Source organism: Patescibacteria group bacterium, assembly GCA_041665345.1.
GTDB lineage: Bacteria > Patescibacteriota > Patescibacteriia > PEXW01 > PEXW01 > JBAYJA01.
The window spans coordinates 1-23547 of sequence record JBAYJA010000005.1 but is presented as its reverse complement, the minus strand read 5'-3'; the positions used below and the strand labels follow the sequence as shown (position 1 = coordinate 23547).

General features: G+C 51.1%; 20 protein-coding genes, 4 tRNA genes and 1 rRNA gene. 7 read left to right on the top strand and 18 right to left on the bottom strand.

Translation table 11 applies throughout. The annotated features are described in order from the left end of the window. Positions 1 to 68: 68 nt before the first annotated feature. The 3 genes from WCV85_06455 to WCV85_06445 all read right to left on the bottom strand — a co-directional run bounded on the left by WCV85_06455 (position 69) and on the right by WCV85_06445 (position 4119). Positions 69 to 2867 carry an FG-GAP-like repeat-containing protein gene (locus WCV85_06455; protein MFA6474482.1) on the bottom strand — a complete coding sequence of 933 codons (2799 nt, stop codon included), beginning with the start codon at positions 2865 to 2867 and terminating at the stop codon, positions 69 to 71. 75 nt (positions 2868 to 2942) lie between these two features. Then, positions 2943 to 3668, bottom strand: a complete 726-nt coding sequence (locus WCV85_06450; GenBank protein MFA6474481.1) for a hypothetical protein — start codon at positions 3666 to 3668, stop codon at positions 2943 to 2945. A gap of 4 nt (positions 3669 to 3672) precedes the next feature. Continuing rightward, the gene (locus tag WCV85_06445; GenBank protein ID MFA6474480.1) at positions 3673 to 4119 is read right to left on the bottom strand and encodes a hypothetical protein; all 447 of its coding nucleotides are present in this window, start codon (positions 4117 to 4119) and stop codon (positions 3673 to 3675) included. A 258-nt stretch (positions 4120 to 4377) separates the two neighbouring features. Here WCV85_06445 and WCV85_06440 point away from each other — a divergent pair, with 258 nt between their 5' ends. Next, positions 4378 to 5505, top strand: coding sequence for an AIR synthase related protein (locus WCV85_06440; protein ID MFA6474479.1), 1128 nt, complete (start codon positions 4378 to 4380; stop codon positions 5503 to 5505). A gap of 67 nt (positions 5506 to 5572) precedes the next feature. Here WCV85_06440 and WCV85_06435 read toward each other — a convergent pair whose 3' ends face one another. The 3 genes from WCV85_06435 to purL all read right to left on the bottom strand — a co-directional run bounded on the left by WCV85_06435 (position 5573) and on the right by purL (position 12385). After that, positions 5573 to 6526, bottom strand: a complete 954-nt coding sequence (locus WCV85_06435) for a D-alanine--D-alanine ligase (protein MFA6474478.1) — start codon at positions 6524 to 6526, stop codon at positions 5573 to 5575. Positions 6527 to 6626: 100 nt separating this feature from the next. After that, positions 6627 to 8369 carry an ABC transporter ATP-binding protein gene (locus WCV85_06430; GenBank protein ID MFA6474477.1) on the bottom strand — a complete coding sequence of 581 codons (1743 nt, stop codon included), beginning with the start codon at positions 8367 to 8369 and terminating at the stop codon, positions 6627 to 6629. Between the two features lie 89 nt (positions 8370 to 8458). Then, positions 8459 to 12385 carry a phosphoribosylformylglycinamidine synthase gene (gene purL / locus WCV85_06425; protein ID MFA6474476.1) on the bottom strand — a complete coding sequence of 1309 codons (3927 nt, stop codon included), beginning with the start codon at positions 12383 to 12385 and terminating at the stop codon, positions 8459 to 8461. Between the two features lie 438 nt (positions 12386 to 12823). On the opposite strand from purL, the gene WCV85_06420 reads away from it, so the two are divergent. Next, entirely contained in the window at positions 12824 to 13174 is a 351-nt protein-coding gene (locus tag WCV85_06420) for a hypothetical protein (protein ID MFA6474475.1), read from the top strand. 282 nt (positions 13175 to 13456) lie between these two features. Further along, positions 13457 to 14227, top strand: coding sequence for a histidine phosphatase family protein (locus tag WCV85_06415; protein MFA6474474.1), 771 nt, complete (start codon positions 13457 to 13459; stop codon positions 14225 to 14227). 55 nt (positions 14228 to 14282) lie between these two features. Here the strand turns inward: WCV85_06415 and WCV85_06410 are convergent, their stop codons facing one another. The 4 genes from WCV85_06410 to WCV85_06395 all read right to left on the bottom strand — a co-directional run bounded on the left by WCV85_06410 (position 14283) and on the right by WCV85_06395 (position 16837). After that, positions 14283 to 14672, bottom strand: a complete 390-nt coding sequence (locus WCV85_06410) for a hypothetical protein (GenBank protein MFA6474473.1) — start codon at positions 14670 to 14672, stop codon at positions 14283 to 14285. A gap of 153 nt (positions 14673 to 14825) precedes the next feature. Next, entirely contained in the window at positions 14826 to 15392 is a 567-nt protein-coding gene (locus WCV85_06405; GenBank protein MFA6474472.1) for a hypothetical protein, read from the bottom strand. A gap of 1 nt (position 15393) precedes the next feature. Next, complete coding sequence (locus WCV85_06400) at positions 15394 to 16413, bottom strand: DUF5668 domain-containing protein (protein MFA6474471.1); 1020 nt, start codon at positions 16411 to 16413, stop codon at positions 15394 to 15396. Position 16414: 1 nt separating this feature from the next. Continuing rightward, positions 16415 to 16837, bottom strand: a complete 423-nt coding sequence (locus tag WCV85_06395) for a PspC domain-containing protein (protein MFA6474470.1) — start codon at positions 16835 to 16837, stop codon at positions 16415 to 16417. Positions 16838 to 16966: 129 nt separating this feature from the next. On the opposite strand from WCV85_06395, the gene WCV85_06390 reads away from it, so the two are divergent. From WCV85_06390 to WCV85_06375, 4 genes are all read left to right on the top strand, one after another. Next, entirely contained in the window at positions 16967 to 18577 is a 1611-nt protein-coding gene (locus WCV85_06390) for a hypothetical protein (GenBank protein ID MFA6474469.1), read from the top strand. 54 nt (positions 18578 to 18631) lie between these two features. After that, positions 18632 to 19075 carry a hypothetical protein gene (locus tag WCV85_06385; GenBank protein ID MFA6474468.1) on the top strand — a complete coding sequence of 148 codons (444 nt, stop codon included), beginning with the start codon at positions 18632 to 18634 and terminating at the stop codon, positions 19073 to 19075. A 116-nt stretch (positions 19076 to 19191) separates the two neighbouring features. Next, positions 19192 to 19626, top strand: a complete 435-nt coding sequence (locus WCV85_06380; GenBank protein ID MFA6474467.1) for a hypothetical protein — start codon at positions 19192 to 19194, stop codon at positions 19624 to 19626. A gap of 269 nt (positions 19627 to 19895) precedes the next feature. Then, a complete protein-coding gene (locus tag WCV85_06375; protein ID MFA6474466.1) occupies positions 19896 to 20447 on the top strand; it encodes a hypothetical protein in 552 nt (183 codons plus the stop codon). 58 nt (positions 20448 to 20505) lie between these two features. Here WCV85_06375 and WCV85_06370 read toward each other — a convergent pair whose 3' ends face one another. The 8 genes from WCV85_06370 to WCV85_06335 form a co-directional block, all read right to left on the bottom strand. Beyond that, on the bottom strand, positions 20506 to 20841 hold the full coding sequence (locus WCV85_06370) for an RNHCP domain-containing protein (GenBank protein MFA6474465.1): 336 nt from the start codon (positions 20839 to 20841) through the stop codon (positions 20506 to 20508). A gap of 13 nt (positions 20842 to 20854) precedes the next feature. After that, complete coding sequence (locus tag WCV85_06365; protein ID MFA6474464.1) at positions 20855 to 21541, bottom strand: class I SAM-dependent methyltransferase; 687 nt, start codon at positions 21539 to 21541, stop codon at positions 20855 to 20857. A gap of 134 nt (positions 21542 to 21675) precedes the next feature. Next, positions 21676 to 21752 (bottom strand) — tRNA-Pro (locus tag WCV85_06360). A gap of 74 nt (positions 21753 to 21826) precedes the next feature. Beyond that, positions 21827 to 21901, bottom strand: a tRNA-Phe gene (locus WCV85_06355). Positions 21902 to 22062: 161 nt separating this feature from the next. Continuing rightward, positions 22063 to 22139 (bottom strand) — tRNA-Val (locus WCV85_06350). Then, a complete protein-coding gene (locus WCV85_06345; protein ID MFA6474463.1) occupies positions 22130 to 22381 on the bottom strand; it encodes a GIY-YIG nuclease family protein in 252 nt (83 codons plus the stop codon). The genes WCV85_06350 and WCV85_06345 overlap by 10 nt, the downstream gene beginning before the upstream one ends. Before the next feature lie 92 nt (positions 22382 to 22473). Next, positions 22474 to 22550: transfer RNA gene (locus WCV85_06340), tRNA-Ile, on the bottom strand. A 292-nt stretch (positions 22551 to 22842) separates the two neighbouring features. Continuing rightward, positions 22843 to 23547: ribosomal RNA gene (locus tag WCV85_06335) — 16S ribosomal RNA — on the bottom strand; the annotation flags it as partial.

Sequence of the window (23547 nt, the reverse complement as noted above, 5' to 3'; positions counted from 1 at the left end):
ATCTATAGCCCTAAACGCCGCAGCTTGGAGAAGCTGCGGCTTGGTGGTGATGTAAAAACTGAGGTTCCTTACTTTCCCGCCGGCACCAGCACAAAGCGACGGTTCGCTGGGTATGCCTGCAATGTGCCAATGCGCCGTACGCCGCCAACCATGCTGTAGATGTAGACTTTTGGATCGGCGGGAATATTGCGGGTAAGCAGTATATCGTCAGCCCCATCGCCATTGTAGTCCATAACAGCAATGCGACCACCACCACGCGCAGTTTTCCCAAGCGCCGTGAACACTGACTGTTGACGGAAGCTGCTCCCGCGAAGTGTAAACGTCCGTACTTCCGGCTCGGTGATAGACGAACGGGTAACCACAATATCTTGAATGCCGTCCCCCTGCACGTCACCCACGGCCAGACTATAGCCTGTTCGGTAACGCGTGCTAAACACACCTTGCAGCGCGGCAATGCGTTGGTACCGCGTGCCACGCAACGCGTAGGCCAGTATGGTTGGGCTGCCTGCCGCTTCGGACATCACCACAATTTCAGCTTTACCATCCGCATTCAAATCACCGGCTGCCAAGCTCGTGCTCAAATAGCCGCTGCCAAATTCAGGCTGCACCTGGGTGTACCGACCACTGCGATACCCAAAAGTTCGCACGCGCTGGTCACCACGCATGGGGGCGGTGATAATTTCTTTGGTACCATCGCCATTCACGTCTGCAAGTGTCACGTTCACACCATTCCGAAACGCGCTGCCGTAGGGTAAGAAGGTCGCTACGTGTGAACCGGTAGTAGAAAATACCCGCACTTCACCAACCCGCCCAATGCCCGCGCCAACCACAATTTCCTTCTGGCCGTCAGTTCCCAGGTCGCCAAACGCTAAACTCATGCCACCACGGAACGTTTTTTCAAAGGCGAAGAATTCACGCTGGAACGTGCCACCTGTGATGACGCGCACTGCCGGACTAGCCCCGCCGTCTACCGCAACTACGAAACTTGCAGCGGTATCCGGCGTGGTGGGCACACTCACCGTTCCAGGGGTGCTGGTGGGCGTGGAACCACCTGGCGTGGCTGGGGTAGTGACGCTCAGGCCATACTCATGCGCGCCAATATCTGGCGCTGCGCCTTTCCAATGTCGACACCCGGTTTGGGTTGGATTCACGTCGTCAGATTGCGCGCAGTGCACTCCAGAAATAACAGACCCAAGATTCACCGCTGGACTCGTTGCAGAAAGTTGAAAATTCTTGCCAGTGAAATTGACAAATAGGGGATTACTAAAAATGCTCTGACCATCTTTACTTGTTGCAGTTTGCCATTGCTGCAATGAGGTGTAATTCGTGTACGTAGTGTCACGACCCCCAACGGCCGTCGCCCCAAAATTGGTGTTGGTCGGATCGTAGTAAAGATTGTTGTGTGACGTAAGGTTTGCTACCGCATTCCAATACACTGAGAGGAAACGGTACCCGGGCTGGGTATACGGGAAACGCTTGAGATTGGAAACCACATTATTGGCCACCGTGGCATGCACATTATCTTTCCGATAGTCATTGTCCGAAGCTTTATCGGTAGAAATGTGGATGCCCGTCGTATTGACAAAAGTATTATTTATGAGTTTGAATGTCGTGTTCCCATTACTACTGTAGAAACCCCAAGCATCGCCGTAATTATTCAAATCGTACACCACATTCCCCACGACGGTTGCATTCAGTTCGGTACTGGTCGTTCCATCTAGATTGGGTGGGCCCACCCAAATCCCTTCCCACGAGTCACACACCACATTGTCTTGAATGGTAATGCCAGAATTGCCGCGCTTCATACCAATGGGCCCGTAGGTATTGTAAATCGTATTCCCTTGAATCAAGCTATCTTTCACCGTGTAAAATTCGATTCCTGCACCCTTGTGCGTATTTGGAATCCGATCATCAGAAGGTGGGCCGCCGTGACTCCCAGCATCGTGGATCGTATTATTCAGAATCTGTATGTTCGGAATGTCTGGGCTGTAATCGTCGCTATTCCCATGGTATATGGCGGCGGGATTGTCAGCGCAAAAGTTGCTCCCAGTGGTAAAGGCAATTTCATTATTCTGAATAGTTATGTTGCCCGGCCGGTGCGGATTGGAGCCAAAGGTCAGCCCTCGCCCCAGAGTTTGCATCACCGTAATATTCTGGAGCGTAAAGTTGTACACCTCGGGATTTGGGGTGTACGCACCAGTTTCAAAAACATTCCGTCTGGAGCACTCAACTAGGTGATTACTCGGGCTGTCGCTATTTGGCATCCAGGCGTAAACGTAATGGGCGTTCGCATCGTAGAAAAACTCACCCGCTGCATTCAGGTCAGACAGGCTATCGCCAGAACTCGTCAAGGCGCCGCGCAACAACCATGTGCTCCGGTCCACCCAGCAGTTCGTGTTCACCACCGTAGTGCCGTCCCCTGGATCCCGACACTGGTTGCCACCCACAAACGGCGCCCGATAAATATTTCCCGAGTACTGCTGCCACCCAGTGACAGCATCACTGCCCAGCACAAGAACTTGTGAGGGATCAGTGCTGGCACCCGAGTACACTGTCCGCTGGGTATTGCTCACTCCGGCTTTGGGGATAATAGACTCGCGGTACGTGCCTTTTTTAATCACAACCGTATCACCCGCCGCATGCGCGCTATTTGCCCGGGTAATGGTACACCACGGCTGGGTCGTGGAGTTCTGCGCCGTGGTGAATGAATCGCTGCAACTAGCGTCTGTATTATCCACGTAGTACGTAGCCGCCTGAGTTGGCAGTATCCACGTAAACGTACCCACCAACACAAACACTCCAATCGCCAAGAAAGCGTGGGGGGAAGTGAACTTTTGCCAAATTACCGGTGCTTTTTGGAACATCATGAGTGGTTCAGTATAGCGCAAAAAACCCACCCTGTCGAGGGTAGGCTATTCGCGTTCTCATTGATGTGAACCAGACTAGTACAACTCGATCCACCGCCCAGCAGCAGACTTCACTTCTGCTGGATACGTTCCCTTAAAAGTCGTGTACCCATCATGGTACTGCAGCGTGTCGATGGTGAACCCATCAACCTGCGCAATGCGGTCATTCACCAAATCTTGGATGTACTCCTCCGCTTGCTGCAGGTACTTTGCGGGAACCGGGATACGACCAAGCTTTGCGCTTTGGATATCCAGGGTCACGCTCTTGTTCGTCAGTTTGCTAATGTTGACGCGGACGTATACTGGCGCGTGCACGTACTTTTCCAGCATGGTGGAAATTTCCACACCGCCTTCCACCTTCTTTACCTGCGTGTCTTTAAAGACGCTGTTGTTGCCGCGCGGAAAAAGCTGTAGGAAAGAAGTAACTTCTTCTGAAGTTGTTGTGGTGTCCACTGAAATAGAACCGGTGTATGTTTCATTACCACCCGCCACAAAATCTGTTGGATTACCAACAACCTTCACAGGAATTTTTTGCTCCAGGCTGGTCAATGCTTGCTCGCTGGCAACCACACCTAGGTCAACGGGTTTGGCTACGCCCAGCACTGCAGACACCACAGGCACCTGCACTATCCCAATGCCACCAATGATAACGAGCAGCACAACCACAACCCCAATGAGCCACCACAGCCAGCGATGATGATGGGTGGGTTTTGTGGATGACGTCTTCTCAATAATTGGTGAGGCGCTTGGTTGGGTGTCCATACGTTTACGCGTTAGGCGATAGGGGCGGAGTTGATACTGCATTCGCTTGTTTCCGGTGCATGATTGCAAGAATGAAAATCAGGGCGTAGAAAATGAGGCCGTAGACACAAGCTGGGATGCCGGTTTCTTTCAACCAACCGTACTCGTACACCACTAGCCCCAGCGCAAACGCCGTGCCAACCACGCTAAACCAAAAGACAATTTTCGGCAGCACTGCTGCTGTCGTATGGAGCAGAATAGCAATGCTGAGCACGAAGACCGCCGTGAACATCCCAAACCCGTAAATGCAGTTTGGCAAGCCAAAGATCATCACCGGACCCGAATTACCGCAGGAAAGCGCGGCTTGCTGGCACCCGGTTCCCCACAGGTTAATGTACGATAAGTAGCCTGACAAAGCTGCCCCGGCAGCGCTGAAAATCGCAATGAGCACATAGGTAAACTGTCTCTTCATAGGGTGAGTTTTGGTGAAAAAAGTAACCGCCTCACGTACAGTCAGTTACTCTGTTGCGAAAGGCGGTTTGCCAAATCAGACACGGTTTAAAGAACTCTGAAGGGCATAAAAAGTATACCCCTGGCAAGTTCAGGAGGGAAGGGGGAATGTACTTAGCACGATTCCAGCTACTTCCAAAGAACTACGAGAAAAATTGACAAAAAAGGAGGATATTGTAAGGTTGGACTGAAACTAAACCATCTACGTAGGAGGTGTTCATTGAAAAACGAATACGCCCTTGCTGGCGTCAATTACCGAAAAATCGACCCATTCAAGCACATGATGCAAGAAACGGGAAAACGAACATTGCGCTTCCCAAATCGTCGAGGCGTGTTTGTTGTCCATGCCCCGCACGCGCATGGTGCAATGTACCGATTTAGCCGTTGGACGAACAAGTCGATTCTTGTCCAGACCACTGAGGGATTGGGCAACAAGAACTGGATATCCGAATGGATGTACCAACATGCGGGTACTGGACGAACCTACTATGAAGGCATCGGAATCGATGCTGCGCTCATGGCGGTAAACGACCTCATTGCCCAAGGCGCTATGCCTTTCGGATATACCGATGAAGTTGCTGCAGGAGACAGCGAGTGGTTCAGCGACAAAAAGCGCGCGAAGGTACTAGCAGAAAGCTTCTACCAAATCTGCAAGCTAGCGGGGATGGCATTGCCGGCTGGCGAATCGCCATCGCTGCGCTACCTGATTAAAGCGGAACCGCCGGTCAAGAGCGCGCCGTCGCTTTCTGGATGTGCACTTGGTATTATCACGAATCCGAAACTACGTATTACCGGAAAACGTTTACGTGTGGGTGACGTCATTATTGGTGCTACGTCTTCCGGTGTACACGCGAACGGCATTTCGTTGATTATCAAACGTGCGCTTACCTTGCAGGATCAATTCTTAACCAAACTGCCGAACGGTAATACTTTGGGTGATGAAACATTGATACCGACCCGATCGTATGTTGCCTGGGTTGAAAAAATGCAGGAATATGGCGTTGACATCCATGCGTTGGCTCCCATGACTGGCGATGGCGTAAGCAAAATGGCATTTGATCAGCGCTCATTCACATACGTCATCAGCAAGGACGGCTGGCCAAAGGATATCCCACTCATCTTTCGCTTCATGCGTGAACTCGGTGTTGACCTCAAAACCTGCCTCAAGACCTTTAACTGGGGCATTGGCTACTGTGCCTTTGTGCCACGCAAAATGGTCAACCTCGCTATAGATGCAGGCGTTGCTTCCGGGTACGAAATGTTTGAACTCGGCAAAGTCGTTACAGGGCGACGCGGGGTCATTTTCGGACCTGAAAAAAATCGGTTCTTGCGTCCTCCGGGCAAATAATTCCACCACACAGGCAAACACATGTTTGCCTGTTTTTTTATGCTGCAGCCCTCTCCGTCCTAACCTCCTACCGCCTCACCCCAGCGCGAATAATCCGGTCGAGCAATTGTGCGAAAGGTAAACCGCTCGCCCGGGCCGCTTTGGGCAGCAAGCTCTCCTGGGTTAACCCGGGGATACTATTGGTTTCTAACACGTACATAGTTTGTCCCCGGATAATGAAATCGGTTCGTGAAAAGCCACGGCAGCCTAACGTCGTATGTGCCAGCAAAGCCTGCGCTTGGATTTTTCGTAACACTCCATTGGGCAGTGGCGCCGGGGTAATTTCTTCCGTCATACCCGGAGTGTACTTTGCCTTGTAGCCAAAAAAATGTGCAGTCACGGGCCGAATCAACGTGGGCAACAGTGCTTGGGGTTTGCCACTGACTGATTCAATAACCCCGCAGGTTAACTCAACGCCAGAAATATACTTCTGCACAACAACCTCCGGCTCATATCTCCAGGCGTTTTGTAATCCATGGGTATACGCTTGTGGATTTTTTGCAATCGTAATACCCACACTGGAACCGCCAAATCGGGGCTTGAGAATCACCGGGAATTTTGACAGTCTTCCTTTCTCCCCCTGGCGAACAAGTGTGAAGGCTGGTACCCGCAAACCAGCTGCCTGGAAAAGCAAACCGCTTAACTTCTTATCCATTGCCAACGCTGAGGCTGCGGGTCCAGAGCCCGTGTACCGAATGTTTGCTGTTTCCAATAGCGCCTGCAACTTTCCATCTTCACCAAAAACGCCATGCAGTGCGATGAAGACAACGGCGATTTTCCTCCGCTGCAACTCAGCAATGCCTGCGAGTAATGGGTAGTGGCGCGCTGCATTTCCAAATGTCCACAAACCTTTTTTGGAAATACGCACTGGAAGCACTTGGTACTTTTTTCGATCTAGATTGGCACATACATTCTCACCTGAGGCCAGAGACACTTCATGCTCTGTTGAAGGTCCGCCCATAAGCACGGCAATGGTTTGCATATGCCTAAGTATACCTCACAAAAAATGGCAGGTCGTTACCTATGCCGCCTCTTCACCCCTACCTTCCCTCTATACTCACCGCCACACCCAAACCCTCAATCTAGTTCGCCCCCACCTGCTGTCGCCACATGGCAGAATACAGCCCACCCTTTGCGAGGAGCTCGGTATGTGTACCCTGCTCGGCGATCCTGCCTTGCTCCAGCACAAAAATCCGGTCGGCATGACTCACCGTGGAAAGCCGGTGCGCAATGAGCACAGTCATGAGGTTGGGCTTGATCTTGGACACCTGCTTGATCGTCTCCGTGATCTGCTGCTCCGTGAGTGAGTCCAAACTGCTGGTGGCTTCGTCAAAAATAATCAGGTCTGGGTCGCGCAGCAGGGCACGGGCAATGGCCAAGCGCTGACGTTCGCCACCAGAGAGTTTGAGCCCACCTTCGCCAATCTTCGTATCCAAACCCTGGCTGGAGCGCCGAAGGATGGTTCCAGCTGCAGCGGATTCCAAAGCGGCCAGACATTCTTGATCCGTGGCATTTGGTTTCACAAACTGTAGGTTCTCCCGAATAGTCCCGGCAAAGAGCTGAGTTTCCTGCGCCACCAAGCCAATCCTGCGCCGGAAGGCGGGGAAATCCACTTGCTTCGCATCCACAGCATTGAACTGTAATGTCCCAGTCGTCGGTTGGTACAAACCAGAGAGGAGTTTTACCAGGGTTGTCTTTCCTGAACCAGACGGACCCACAAATGCCACGGTTTGTCCCTGCGTTATTTCCAAGGAGACATTATCAATTGCTGGTCGAGGCGCTGTCGCATACACAAACCCAGCTTGAGTAAAGGCAACGCGGGTGAGGGCAGCAATTGGCTGAGGGTGTTCGGGTTTCGCTTCAGCGGGTGTTTGCAACACTTTCTCCAGTTGCTCCATGCTGGCGCGCGCTTCTTGGTAGCTCTGGGCAACCATGCCAAGTTCCGCTAACGGACTGAAGATGAAGAAGGAGTAAATGAGCAAAGTGAAGTACTCACCCAGAGAAATGCTTTGCTGGAAAATGAGCCAGAACATGAGCACGAGCAAAGCGGATCGGAAGGTGTTGATGAGCGTTCCTTGGATAAAACTGAATTTCCGAATCAGAATGATCTTCTTCAGCTCCAACTGCAGAATCCGGTCGTTGGTGGCATTCAAGCGCTCGATCTCCTGTTGATCTAAACCCAAACTCTTCACCAGCTCCACATTCCGCAACGTCTCGGTGGTGGAACCGGAGAGCGACGCCATTTCTGCTACAATCTGCTTCTGCGCAACTTTAATTTGCCGGCTAATGAAAAACGTGATGAAACCCAAAATGGGAATCATGCAAAAGTACACCAGACCAATGGACCAGTGCACCGTGAAGGCGTAGCTGAGAACGAAAATGATGCCGACGAGGGAGAAAAAAAGAATGCCGATAGCGCTGGTAATCAAAGCTTGCGCATCTGTTCGTGCCTTCTGCAGCTTTTGCAGGAGCTCACCCGACCGTTGATCTTCAAATGCCTGGTAGGGGAGGGAGAAGGAATGGCTCACGCTGTGCGCGTACAACCGAGCGCCCATGCGCTGTACAATGACGTTCACAAAGTAATCCTGAAAATTCTTAGCGATGCGGGAGACCAAGGCCGTACCCATGGAGAGGAGAACCAGCACAATGACGCCGTGCAAGAAATCACCCCGGCTAAGTTCACTCACCCGGCTAGCGTAGCGGTCAACCAGCAGCCGCATAATTTGCGGGTCCAATAAGGAGAACACCTGGTTGATCATGGCCAGGAGCAAGGCAAAAAGCAGGAGTTTCTTAAACTTTTTGAGGTAGGTCCAAAGCAGGCGCATACGTAGGGTGTATTGTGCGGGAAAAACCCCGTGGACGCAAGGTAACAAAAAGCTCGTACGGAATTTCCATACGAGCTTATAAAAAGTGCTTAGGAATGCTGGACGCACCAGGCGTACGCATTTTGGAACATTTGGAGCCACGGACTGACCCTGAGCCCACCCCAACTCTGCGGCCAGTAGGGCCACTGCCAGGGGAGGAACAGTCGCTCAGCGTGCGGCATCATGGCTAAGTGGCGACCATCTACCGAACATAACGCGGTGATACCCAAGGGCGAACCATTGGGATTGAACGGGTATTGTTCCGTAACACTGCGCTGATCATCCACAAACCGCACAGGCGCTAAACCCAGCCGCTCAATCTCCGCCACCATGTCGGCGGAACAGTGCAAGCGGCCTTCGCCATGCGCCACCCAAATGCCCAAGGTTGAACCCGCCATGTCCGTGAAGAAAATGGACGGGCTGGGTAAGATGCTGACCGCGCTGAACCGTGACTCAAAAATTTCGGAAGTGTTGGTCACGAAACGCGGCTGCTGCGCCGCCGTAATCCCTGGCCAAGGCACAATACCCAGGAGCGTCATGACTTGGCAGCCATTGCACACTCCCAGAGAGAACGTATCTGGCCGCGCAAAGAACGCCTTAAACTGCGCTTGCACCTGCTCATTGAACAGAATGGTGGCGGCCCAGCCCTTCCCCGCATCTGGCACGTCACGGTTGGAAAAACCGCCACACAGTACCAGACCTCGGAAATCAGCCAGGCTCACCCGACCGTCCGCCAAATCAGTCATGGTGACATCGTACGACGTAAACCCGGCCAGCTGAAACACCTTGGCCATTTCCTGGTCGCCATTCGTCCCCGCCTCTCGCAAGATTGCAACTTTCGGAGCAGGGATTTGCTCCGTGTCGCTGCTCATACGATGCGTCGGCTGGAAGGTGAGAGCGTACGTGGGCCCGAAACGGTCAAAATTACTTTCCCGTTCAGACTCCACCAAAGTGGAATGCGTCTGACGCATATCTAACTCATACGATGTGGCTTGCCACAGATCACGCAACACTCGCATATCCTCAGCGAGGATAATGCCATCTGGACCGACCACGGTAATCTCTTTGGCCACCAGTGTTCGCCCAATGTCCTGGCACTGATCCAGCAAACCGTAGCTGGCCAAAACTTTTTCAATCATTGGCCAACTTGACGGCTGGTACTCCATCACGACGCCCAACTCTTCATTGAAGAGGAGGGAAAATGGATTGGTGCCAAATTTTGGGTGCGTGAAGTGCACGCGAAGCCCACAGTTTCCAGCAAAAGCCATTTCTAGCAGCGTGGTAATGAGTCCACCGTCCGAACGATCGTGCCCGGCGTGAATCAAACCCAGCCGTAGCAGCTCTTGCACCGCCAGGAAGCCCCGGCGAAGCAAGTCTGGATCGTCAAGATCCGGGGTCATATCACCCAATTGGTTATACGCCCGCGCCAAGGTCGAAGCGCCCAGCCGCTGCTGCCCACCGGACAAATCCAGGAACAACAGCTGGCTGATTCCAGGATATTGCAATGCTGGGGTGACTTTCCGAGTCACATCTGCCATAGGTGCAACCGCCACAAACTGAACAGTCCCCGGCGCCTTGACCACAGTTTCCACACCTTCACGCACCGCACGTGTCGCCATGGAGAGTGAGTCTTTTCCCACGAAGATGCGTACCCCGAGATCCTTTTGCAGACCCAGGGTTACCGCGTGTACGGCATCGTACAGCCGTGCATCCTCACCCGGATGACCCGCCGGCCACTGCCAGGTGGCAGAGAAATTAACCTTGTCCAGGCCGGTAACCTTTGCGAACATGAGATTCGTTAAGGCTTCGGCCACAGACATGCGGGCACCCGCTGCGCTGTCCAAAATGCCTTTGATTGGCTGCTCACCAATGGCTTGAGCAGTACCCGTGAGGCTATCAAAACTATCTGCCGTTACTGCAAGATCAGCAAGAGTGAGCTGCAACGCACCTACGGTCTGCTGCTGCGCCACGCAGCCACCCACAGAACGGTCAACCTTCCGCGTCAAAAAGGCTTTGGAGCCAACGTCCACAAACCCAAAAACTTGCTCCAACGCAGCGCGAACCGTCAGACCGTCGGGTAGCACCAAAGGCTGGAATGCCCGAGCAACACGCTCAGACGTAATTTGCTTCTGGGGCAAATCGGACAAAAGAAAATCTAAACCTAGATTAACTGGCGTCGTCCCATCCTCATCTTCCACGACAATCTTCCCATCCCCGGTACACACACCAATAACCGCAAAGGGACATCGCTCCCGATTGCAGATCGCGATGAAAAGCTCAAGGTCTTCTGGTCGAAGAATCAACACTAACCGTTCTTGGCTCTCGTTGCACCAGAGCTCAAGCACGGACATAGTTGGATCACCAGAAGGAATAGCCCGAAGCTGGATCCGCGCACCTACTGGGTGCACAATTTCCGGCACCGCAACTGAATCTCCGCCCGCACCCAAATCTTGAATGGTCACAATTGGGTTACGCGGGCCTAAGGCAACACAGGCACGGATGACCCGATCAACGCGCTGCTCCATTTCTGGATTCGCGCGTTGCACCGAAGCAAAATCAAGGTGCAAGTCAGCAGCCGAACCGCTGTCCACACTTGACCGGCCCGCACCCCCAAGACCAATGCAGTAAGCATCGCCGCCAATTTGCACAACCAGGAAGCCGGGTTCTGGCTTTTGCTTCTGCACATGGTCCGAACGCATCAAACCCACACCCCCTGCAACCATTACTGGCTTCACATACCCCAGCCACTCCTCATCCAAGAGAAACTCGAAGGATCGAGTCGCCCCGAGAATGAGAGGCTGTCCAAAACAGTTGCCATAGTCTGAGGCACCGTTTGAGGCTTGAATGAGAATTTCCAACGCTGGCGCCATGGAAGGTGAACGTTGGCCAATTTCCATTTCCCAAGGTTGGCGGTACCCAGGCAAGAAAAGGTTACCAACGTAGTAGCACGCCAAACCAGTTTGTGGTAACCCACCCCGACCATTTGCTTGCCGGTCACGAATTTCTCCGCCCGTCCCAGTGGCTGCGCCAGCGTAGGGCGAAACACCCGTTGGGTGGTTATGGGTTTCCACTTTCAAAATAATGCAGTACTCCACCTCCTCCAGGTGGTAGGCCGAAGGCTGGCCCGGATTGCTTGGCACAAAAGCACGCACTAAATGTGGCGCCATTGCCCCGGCATTATCCCGCAACGCGCTGATTATATCTCCAAGATTACCCGCCAAACTCAAACGTACCATCTCCATGGGAGGATGCGGCATAATCACACCGTCAATGGTGTACTCGGCACAAAAAACCAAATGCCGACAGTGGTTGGAATTCAGCTGGCCAAACTTAAAAACCTCAACGTCACTCAAATCCCGTTGCAAGGTATGCAAGCTGTGGTCGACTGCGTAGGTAACGAGCTGATCACCTAAACCTAAACCCATCTCCTTGCTTGCACGTATCAAAGCTGCTTTCCCCTCAGCGAGAATAGGGATCAACGGAAGTGGCTGACGCCTCACCTCCTGGTCAAAACTTTTGGGTGGTTGTCCGTACCGCTCCTCCGTCATCCGATCGTACAGGTGGGGGAGCAGGCGCGCTTCCTCTGCTGAAGAAAGGCTTGTGCCGTCGGCGCGTTTGAAAACGAAACGTCGAGAACGCTCCACCCGGGTTATGGTCTGCAACCCACACGCGTGGCAAATGGCCACGGCGTTGGTGGAAAAAGGCGAAACAATTGCCAGCCGCGGCCCAACTTCAATGTGGCCATTTGTGACAATGCTGCTCTGCAAACCAAAACGTTCGGGTTGGAAAGTTTCCCGCAGGATCCATTCCAGGATCAATCGCTCCTGCGTTTTTAGGGTACGGGTTGATGCCACGGTATAGACCCACTCGGTCTCAACCGCCGTAATATCCGCTGACACTTCAGCCTGCGCCTTCTGGAGCAGTGCGGTGCTGCGCATCGCCGAAAGCGCCGGGCTTCGATAAAAACGAAATAGCATGTGCTACCTCCTCTATTTGTTAAGTTTCGATATTTACTTGGATCTGTGTATTAGTTGCTTACCTTACCACCCACAAAACCTGCCGTCAAAAACCAGCGACCCCTTGAAAAAGGACAAAAAAACGTGCTATTTTCACCTTGCACCGAGTCAGGAAAAAATCGCACTTTGTGATGACACCAGCTTTGCCTGGAGGTCATCATCTTCCTACCAGCATTGGGTCTGGATGGAACAAACGTTCAGCTAGGTACGTTCCTACGCTTACGAAAATAGTTCTAGCTGCGTTACTCTCAAACAACACTTTGGCAAAACCTGGTTCGTTGGCAAATCTCGGGGCACCACATGGTCCCCGATTTTTTTATCCGTTTGACAAAATATGAAATGGCTTTATACTATCTGGAAACTAAAACAATACAATGTAACTTAAAAAGAAAGGAACGTATGCAGATCCACGATCGAGACACACTCAACCTGTTAATAACACCCGGGGTAAAGGAAATGCTTAACGCCTTTGCCGATGGGAAGCCTATCGTATGTACGGCTCATACCGGTGGCGATCGTACAGAGCAACTAGAAATCGTTATCAAAGCTGCATTGTTGCTTCCGGAGGGGCACCTAAAAATTGGAGGCGCCCTACGCGTCGAAAATGGTGAATGGTACGTCCTCGGGGAAGTTGGGCGAAATGCAAAAGATTGCTTTGCTGGGACACTCTACAGTAGCGGCACTCCATTCGACATCACTTTCCCCAACCAAACTTCAGTCGCTGAAGATATGCGAGATCTACGTCGATAAGACAGTGAACAAAAATTGACACAGCGCACGACCATATGGTACGGCGCTTTTCTTTTTAAGAGAATTACCAAAGAAGCTTTGTAACTTATTCGTCGTAACATTCCCTACGCTAAACAAAAATAATTCTAGCTGCGTTACTCCCTAAGAAACACTTCGGCAAAACCTGGTTCGTCGGTAAATCTCAGAGCACCACTGTGGTCCCCGATTTTTTTATCTTGACGAGAAAAACGGAATAGCATAAGGTGCAATGAAACACACAGTTACCTTGAAAAGGAGAAAGACATGAAATGGCCGAACTACATATTGTTCCTCCGGCACGACACGTCAAAATTCAACCGACTACGGGAATTGAAGGCGCAAGACCCGGAGTATGATCGCTTCAAACTAGCGTACGAAGAAAATCCTGAATCTCCGGAAACGCGCGCGCTTGCTATGCTTTTGCATCTTCGGTATAAATTGGAAGTAGCGGACTGTCGAACGCCCCTTGCAGACGCTGAAGCAAAACGTGCGGTAATAACTGGTCAAAACCTAAGAGACCAAATAGCGGCACCTGAACTCATTTTCTGCTCACCATACGAACGAACGAAGAGCACGCTAGTCGGTTTACAGAAAGGTTGGCCAGAACTTGCAAACGTAAAAATGGTTGAGGAAGAACGTATTCGAGAACTCGAACACGGATTATCACTGCTCTACAACGACTGGCGTATATACTTTGCTTTCTACCCAGAGCAACGGCGTTTGTACGAACAGGAAGGCCCGTATTGGTTTCGCTGGCAGCAGGGAGAGAATGTTCCAGACGTACGGGAACGAGTCCGTTCCTGGTTGAACACCCTTACGCGCGACTTTTCCGGGAAAAAAATTCTCGTGGTCAGTCACCACTTAACCATCCTAGCTTTACGCGCGAATCTGGAGCGCTTGGATGAACATGAGTTCAACCGAATTGATGAGGAGGAGAAACCGATCAACTGCGGAGCTACGCTCTACACTGGTATACCAGACCAGGGCAGCAACGGGCGCCTAGATCTGACCTACTACAACCGTTCGTTTGCATAAGCAAACACCGAGACCTCGCAATAGAGGTCTCTTTTTTTACCAGGACACACTTTTGCTATATACCAAACGCTTTTCGTTCTTCAGATGTCAGTCCCTCGCCTAGCAACCGGCTCCCCATGCAGCGACTGGTTGTGTACACACCGTTTTCGCCCGTCTTGAGAAAGAGTAGGTACGGCGGTTGGCCTGAAGCAAAGTGCAGCTCCCCGGCCACATCGCTTTCCACTTTGTTGGCTCCTGCTTTGGCGGCAATGGCAATACCTATTGCTGGTACTTTACCTTTATACAAACGGCTAGGGGTAATGAGCACCTTTGCGTTTTCAACACCATCCGGCACAACCAGAAAAACTTCGCCGGTGAGGACAAGGTCAGCCGCGGCATACTGCTGCGCTACGGAAACCGTATCGCATTGTGCTTCAACTGCTACTGGTTTGTTCTCAGGGTACAACGAAACTCCAAGCAATACGATTGCGAAAGCACCAAACCCAAAGCCAAGAAGTCGTCGGGTTGAAACCATCTGTTTTCTTTTTGGGTAGACGCGAAGCGGCATACCTTTCAGGATGCCGCAGGAATCAATTTCTTGCAAATGACTCTTACAATACTATACAAACGCACGAAGCATCGCTGCAATTGCCTGATACTGCGGCAATAATGCAGTTTTGCAGTCTGGCAAGGTCAATGCATGCCACTTTTCTTCAACCTTTTCTTTGTACAATTTCACCAGTGCATCAATTGGCATTTTCCGACTGTTCGTTAAACCAATAAGCATTCCTTGTACTGAGAGAAAACGATAGCAATCTGCATTACAACAGATCTCTGCTTCGATTGTTTGAAATTGTACGCCGCCATGGTGCTGGCGAATACATAAAAGGATGTTCTCTTTTTCATCAATTGTCATTTCTGAATATTGCAAAAAGAGTTTCGTAGCAATATCCTCACCCCACTGAATATGTTCTTCACGCTGGCCTTCCGCTAACGCTTTGCCAAGCATGACGTCCATCAAATACGTTCCAACCAAGACAATTTCTCCATTCGCCCCATGTTTTTTTACTAAATTTTGACCTTGGATACTAATGTACTCAGTTTGCGGAAATGGTGGGGTGCCAAAATCCACAGCCTGCTGACGAGCAACTGCGACCACTTCATCAAGGAGTTTCTGAGGAATCATCTTACTTCCACCGAATATCCAGGGTGGCTGCCCCCAGGTCAAAATCCAGGTTTACCTTCTTACTAGTTGAGCTGTAGTTGGTAGACTCGTAGGTATGCTCATCAATTTTGGTAAAGTCTGCGAGGCTCTTCGACGTTGCACCTGAGTCCAAAGACAATTTTGCCCCCAGGGTTTTGGGTAACGTCAGGTTGATGGTGCTCGCTCCGGCATCCACCCGCACTTCAGAAGTTTCCAGCAGATCACCTAAGGTAAGATTGAGCGTAGAAGCGCCCGTGTCCACATCCACTAGTTTCGCTTGAATCTCAGAAAGATCCAAGGTCATGTCCATGGCGCCCGTATCCAGAATGAGACTGGTTGGCATATCCTTCGCCAGCTGCAAGCTAAGTTCATTACGATGGTTGAAGACCCAGCTCCCGCTGGACTTCGTGCTCAAGGTTGTGTGCTGTGTAGTTTCACTTAATGAGCTCTCCTTGGTGAGACTCAGATTGTTCGTCGTGTGCGTACCAGTAATGAGTGACGTACTTGAGGCTGGGATACTACCGTTGATGGTGAGTTTGCCTGCGCCGGTCTTGATATTGACCACGCTCTCCGCAACTTTCTCTTGTTTCAGAATGGACACGGTATCTGTAGTGGTTTCCCGGTGCGCGGTTCCGCCAAACACTGCCCACGCCACTAAGCCAACCACAATAACTGTGATGATGCCGCCGATAACCCCAGACACCCAACCCCGCCGGTTGAAGAAAGACAGACCAACCAAAATGAGTATGACTGGCCAAATGATGTTCCAATCTACTTGAAAGGAGAAGTCAAACCAGCCCGCGTTCCGGCCCAAAAAAGCCACACCCACGACAATGATAAGTAGACCGAAGAACATGCTACCAGGATTGAACCCGCGCTTGTAGTGATGGTGGTGCACTTCTTTCACAACTTGCGGTTCTGGATTCGGTTTGGGTTCCACCTTTGGCTCCTGCTTTTCTGGTTCCGGGTTCTGTGTTTTTGACTCTTGATTCGTAATATCCATATTAGCGTCGGTTTTTCATGATGAGGTATGCACCCACGATGATGATGACAATTGGCCAGAAGAAGTCCCAGCGGAACCAGTGTAGGGGGGCTACCTGATTCAAAAGGGCAATGATGCCCACCACCACAATGAGCAAGCCAATGAGGTTCCGGCGATCAACCAACCAGCCTTGGGCGGTATTCTGCACTTTTCCTTCCTTATCAATAACCACCTCTGACTGCGCGGTTGTCACGCCTGACGCTTCGGGGATGACGAGCATGCCAATGATGTAAAGGAGCAGCCCAGACCCACCCGCAAAAGCGAGCGCGACGAACAGCACCCGAAAAATGACCGGATCAATGGCAAAATACTCGCCTAAACCACCGGCCACACCAGCAATGACGCGGTTGGTTTTTGATCGGTAAAGTTTTTTCTGGGTTTCCATATTTTTAGGCAATTTACCTGCGAATAGCTCTATTCTATACCCACCCATTCTTATCCGACAAGGTAGAAGTTAGTTGACAAACTCACATTTTTTTGCTAGAATATAAGCAAATTACTTAATAAAAAATGTATGGAGGATGGTAACCAAGCAATAGCTACATGGATAGCGCAGGCACGTGCAGCCGGTCTTTCTGATACCGCCATTCAGGAAAAACTTATTGAAAGTGGCTGGAAGGACTACCAGGCCGCCGCTCTCCTTCAGGCGCAGACGCCCGTTGCGCCGCCAGTTGTGCAAACCATCTTACCGAACGAGACCCCAAAGAAGCATTTTTCACGCCGTACATTGCTCACCGCTCTGGGTGCGACATTGGGCGTGCTCATTTTGGGCGGAGTGGCTTTTGGGGCGTGGAAAGGTTACATTCCCGTACCCGGCATAACGAAACCAGAGCAACTTCTGGAAAAGTCCTTTGCCGCCTTACAAACTGTCCGGGGCGGAGAATTTACCTTTTACGTGGATGCAGTCACAGAACCTCTGACACCAGCGGCCGCCACCTACCCCGCCGATGCCCAGGATGCACTCACAGCAGACCTGCCAAATCCCTTTGCCGTTCACGCCAGCATTTCCTCCTTTGCCAAAACGATTGAGGGTACGGATATACCCGAACTCCTGAAGCAAGCGAAGGCTGTGGTAAAACTCCAGGGTGATGTAACGCTGGGCGGATCATCCTTTCGTGGCAATCTTGAACTCCGCATGCTTGATGGCAAGCTGTACCTCTACGCCGGGACCTTACCGTACATTCCAATAGTGGATCTCACAACATTTGCTGGCAAGTGGTATGTGGTTGAGATGACGAATAACCCACTCTTAGATTCCCTCACTGCAGAGTTAGGGCAGACTGCAAAAAACGCAAACACGGGTTCAGATGCCATGTTGCAAGATGCACAAGCAGAAATCGCGACCTTTCTGAAGGTAGGCTTGCAAGAAAAGGCGATCACCCTGAAGGTGAACGGAAAAGAAACCATTGCAGATGTGTCCACCACGCGCATTGACGCGCGGATCGTACCGGAACAGTGGAGCGCCTTTCAGGCAGCGTACGTGGCAGACGTGACGAAACGCGGGAAGCAAGGGAGTAGCATTACCAAAAGCCTGCAGGAGCTTTTCGCGTTTGAGAATAATGCGGAATTCGCTGCTGTGGCACATGGGGCGACGCTCAGCATCTGGGTTGAAGGTGGCAGCGCGATGCCGCGGAAAATGCAATTCACCTCACTCGTTGCTCTACCAAAAGTCTCTGGGCAAGCTGACCAGCAACTGAACCTCTCCCTGGGTGTCATGCTCGGGCATATTAATGAAGAGCCAGTTGTTGAGGTTCCAAAAAACGCAACCTCACTTGAGGAAGCACTCTCGGATCTTCTGGGCGGCCCGCGTGCCCAAGCTCGGAACAGCCAACGAAAATCTGACCTTGGACAAATCCGTACCGGTCTTGCTTTGTTCTACGATGATCGTAACCAATACCCACAGTCCCTAACCGAGCTTGTTGACAGTCCAAACCGGTATCTTTCCCGGCTCCCTCCACCACCTGAACTAGATGAAAAGTACAGCTACGAAACCCGTGATAAGAATACCGCCTACACCATCTGCGCGCTGCTAGAACCAGAAACAGAAGGCGGACAAACCTCTACCTATTGTATTGATTCAGCAACCGGCATTCCAAAAGAAGAACCAATTGAGGCTGGAATATAGAGAGAATGTTCTTTATCGTTTGCTGTTTTCATCTTCCTTGCGCTGCTTGAAAGTATGATTTCCATTCCTGCTTTCCTTATTCTCCTGCTTTGCACAGCCACAGCACATGCGCTGATGGAAATTCAGATTGAAGGCAAGGATGGGTGGGCGGCAAAGCTGCCAACTAAAAAGTTTGACGGGAAGTTGGTGCAGAGTATTTTAGGAGTGCCGCTGACTGGATACCACCTCACCATGACCGCGACGGTGCTGGCACTGGCACACTTGCCAATCCTCTTTGCCCAACCGTGGACTTGGGAGCGCGAAGCACTGGTGCTGGGTTTTTGCATTCTCCACTTCACCCTGGAAGACTTTCTGTGGTTTGTTTGCAACCCGCATTTTGGCATTACCAAATTTCGGCCACAGCATATTTGGTGGCACGCACGCTGGTTTTTGGGTTTGCCGCTTGGGTACTGGCTCGCCATACCCATTGGCATATTCTTCGTACAGTTCGGCTGGTAGTATCGGTGCAGGGGTAACCTCAGCAGCCAACGCTGAGCTCTTGACATCCCAAAAATTGCGCCCATACTGCACGAGCAAATACAAACTGTCCTTTTCGCCACGAGGAGGTGATAATCATGAGCGAAATGCTGACTTTTGCTGATTTCCTAGTCGAAGTGCAGAATGCAATGGCGGACGTGAACCGCAAGCCATTTGGCCACATCCTGCAAAGAAGACTGGAATCCCTCAGACTTACTGTGTCACCAACCTTTGGTGCACCGAATGGGAATGGCCTTTGCCTGGCAAGATTCCTCGACACACGTCGCGGCATCTACGCCGGTTTGGTTACAAACCTGCAACTCCTGCCTGACTGTCTGCGCGTGGACATGTACGGACCCGAGCGTATGCAACTTGATGTGCCGTACGACGTCCTCGTCTGGTTCTCTGTAGAAGGGAGAAATGTGCATGGGGTGTACACGATCCACGATGGTGTACTTGTGAAAGATGAACCGATTGTAGACGCAGAAGGAGCTGCCAGTGAAGGATCACCGCCAAACCCAATCGAGGCATAAGAAACTCGAACCTTGGAAGCTGCGCAGATCCCTCACGGATATCTGGGCAGCTTTTTTATTTTTTCCTATTCGTAATTATTTGCCCATTTGTCATGCTATCTATTGGCGCCTTAAGGGTGTATACTGCACATACCCTAGTATTCGCTAGGTTGTGCCCGTGTCTACGGGTGCGTAGCTAACCCAGGAAACCGTTCGAGGAGAGGAATTATTCACTCAACCTTTTTTGTAGTGACAAGTGCGAATTTCAGCAGCGTTTAATGAATACTCATATGGATCCAAACCTTCCCCCTTCACATACCGAAGATGAACTGACCAAGGTGTCAGATGCAAATTCTGAACAAACCATTAGAAAAAGTACGGCAACCGGCCAAAACCAATCCGCCCAAACCATCTCTACCTCAACCACAACACCCACCAGTAATTCGGTAAAGACTGAACGCACTGTGGGCGCTTCCGCCGGTGCGACAAAAACGTACAGCCAGCAGAAAACCCTTTTCCATAGTTACCAAATTGTCTGGTACATTTTTGGCTTCATTGAAATTGTGCTGGCTTTCCGGTTCGCCCTCAAACTCCTGGGCGCAAACCCTGAAGCGGGATTTTCCAAATTCGTGTACGGTCTGAGTGCGCCATTTTCTAGTCCGTTCTCCAGTCTCTTTAGCGCCTCCACGGCCAAAGGAGTGGAAACCACAGCTTTCTTTGAATGGTCAACGCTGGTCGCTGCCTTTGTGTACATCATTCTCACCTGGGGCATTATCAAAATCTTCAAGCTGGGCAAGCCAACCAACCCAGAAGAAGTTGTGCGGACAGTCGATAGTCAGTAAGCTGAAACAGAAAAATGCCAGCGAACATCGCCTGGCATTTTTTGCGTCTTTAAATGACTTACGCCCGTGATGCTCGTCGTTTGGCTAAAGCCACGGCAAAGGCGTATAACGTTTCTCGATTATCCCGCTTTGCCACGCGGTTCCGTTTGGTGTGCCCGCATACCTGGCACTTATGGGTGAGAATGTCCTCATTCTTCACTGTGAGTAAATCTATGGGAGGCATCAGCCCATTGCAGGTTGCCAGCCGATCACCCGGATCAATATCCACGTGCATGCTCCACAAGCACTGGGGGCAGTGGTTGGTGTAGCCATCACCAACAACCTGTGCACCGCAGTGGCCACAGGTAAAATCTTCTTTCCGGCGTTGGAACTTCTTTGACTGCAGTACGTTCATTTTTTCTCTGTACTTATGGTTTACGAAGGATGATACTAGAAAACCAATTATGTAACTGCTGATCTGGAGCAAGTCGTGACAGGAAAGCTTCTATTTGAGGGAGTTCTTTTGATGAGATTTTTTCTACACGAAGTGCGAAAGGTAAAAATAGTTCAGCTATGCCATTAGGGTGCATTAACTCCAATTTCCGTAGATCAATGGTATATGGAAAATTTTGACTTTGATAATGTACATTCGCCAAATGAAGCTGGTGCATAATATCATCGGAACGAGTTTCATCAAAAGTGACGCCATGAATTTGGGGCCAAAAAGTCTTTTGTACACTCGTCAAATCACTATCCCCAGCATCTTGGAATATGCAGAGTATCCCATTGTTTGAAAGATGCTCCAGGTACTTTTGTAACAACGGCGCAACATCCTTAATCCCATATAAACAATGTGAAAGCAGAATGAGATCATACCCACCTACATCCAGGTGCTCTGCGAGCTTCTCAAGCGGGGCGGCGATGCTTTTGCGTACCTTTGTACCAAACCGCTGTTGGTACTTCTGTAAGGCTTCTAAAGAAGTATCATTTGCCGTTATTGCAACCTGCTGCTGTGGAAGCAAAGAAAGCGCAGTATAGAGCTCATCACCTTCACCACACCCAACATCAAGAATCCGAACATTTGACTTGTTCAGTTCTCGTATATTGCTACTCAAAATTTTTACCTGCTTTTCCCCTCGATCTATAATTTTGTGCCAAAAACTATAGGCGGTTGACCACCCCCGTTTATCATAAAAATGTGAGTACCGCTCAGATGCTACAGGCATGACGTACTATATATTACGAACAGTGGTCGGGGTGCCCGGACTCGAACCGGGGACCTCTCGCTCCCAAAGCGAGCGTTCTAGCCAACTGAACTACACCCCGACCACTGCTGACAATACTTAACTTACTTCTCCGTCACCAACACACTTCGCAACAAAAGCTCGATGAGTCGCAGATGGTGCCGAGTGTCAGAATCGAACTGACGACGCCAGCCTCTTCAGGGCTGCGCTCTACCACTGAGCTAACTCGGCTCCATCTGCGACTTAAAATTTCAATGCGCCTCTTCTGGGGTCCCCACAAACACGAAGCGGAACGAAGTGAGCACGGGTTTGTGGGGCAAAGCGAGGCTTCGTGCGACGGGCGGAGCGGAGACGAAGCAACGTCTACGCGCAGTTCTGAGCGCGAAACGAGCTGGTGGGCGGTAGAGGAGTTGAACCTCTGACCTTCACAATGTCAATGTGACGCTCTAACCAACTGAGCTAACCGCCCAAATGTTTTTGTAAATACTTCCGGCCGGCCGCTGATTTAAAATACTTTTCTCTTTTTCTTGCTTCTGCAACTGTTGGATATTGTTCTTGCCATACGACTTTCAAATTCTCCATTCTTGCCGTTGTCCGAGTCTTTCCACTTTGATGCTCAACCAATCTTCTCGGCAAGTTTGAAGTAAACCCTTTATAGAATCTACCATTACTATCCTGTAAAACATAGACAATATACATTGGGTATTTCATTATTTGCGCTCCCCGCCCGTACCGAACGGTACGTTCGGGCGGGTAACCAACTGAGCTAACCGCCCGTAAGCCAAGACGTACTAGCTCCCCTGTGGTGGGCGACTCAGGAATCGAACCTGAGACCTCGTCATTATCAGTGACGCGCTCTAACCATCTGAGCTAGTCGCCCATCACAGGGGGGTTACCTACCCGCTTACCTTCAGTTGGGAATGAGCCTGGGAACTTCACCACTGTAACAGAAAACGTCTGGCCGCAATAGGCCAGACCCTCTGGGCTCGAGTTAACAACTAAAGAGTGGTAAGTACAGCCTACCGGTCTTGCGACCGATCGGCCGGAACATCAAGCCTCGTCTACGAGGCAATTTGCTGGTCTGTGTCTCTCCTCGAAAGGAAAGTGAACAGTCCAGCACGACTGATATTTGTGTGCCCTGCATATGCAGAGCGTACACCGTATCTCCCTAGAAAGGAGGTGATCCATCGACAGCTTCCGCTACCGATGCCTTGTTACGACTTCGCCCCTATCATCGAACCTGCCTTGGTCTCCACGAACGTGGAGGCTTCAGGCATTTCCGACTCTCTTGGCGTGACGGGCGGTGTGTACAAAGCCCGAGAACGTATTCACCGCGCCATGGCTGATGCGCGGTTACTAGCGATTCCAGCTTCATGAGGTCGAGTTTCAGCCCTCAATCTGAACTGGGGGGTGGTTTGGTGGGATTGGCTCCCCCTTGCGGGTTGGCGGCCCATTGTTGCACCCCATTGTAGCACGTGTGTAGCCCAGGTCGTCAGAGGACCATGCTGACTTGACGTCATCCTCGCCTTCCTCCGGCTTAAAGCCGGCAGTCTGTAATGAATATTGTAACATTACACGAGGGTTGCGCTCGTTAGGGGACTTAACCCAACGTCTCACGACACGAGCTGACGACAGCCATGCAGCACCTGTCTCCGGGTTCCTTGCGGCACATCTCTATTTCTAGAGACTTCCCGGGATGTCAAGACCTGGTAAGGTTCCTCGTTTATCGTCGAATTAAACCACATGCTCCACCGCTTGTGCGGGCTCCCGTCAATTCCTTTGAGTTTTAGCCTTGCGGCCGTACTCCCCAGGCGGGGTACTTAACGTGTTAACTCGTCTAACCGACACTGCAGGGGTCGAATCCCGCAATGCCTAGT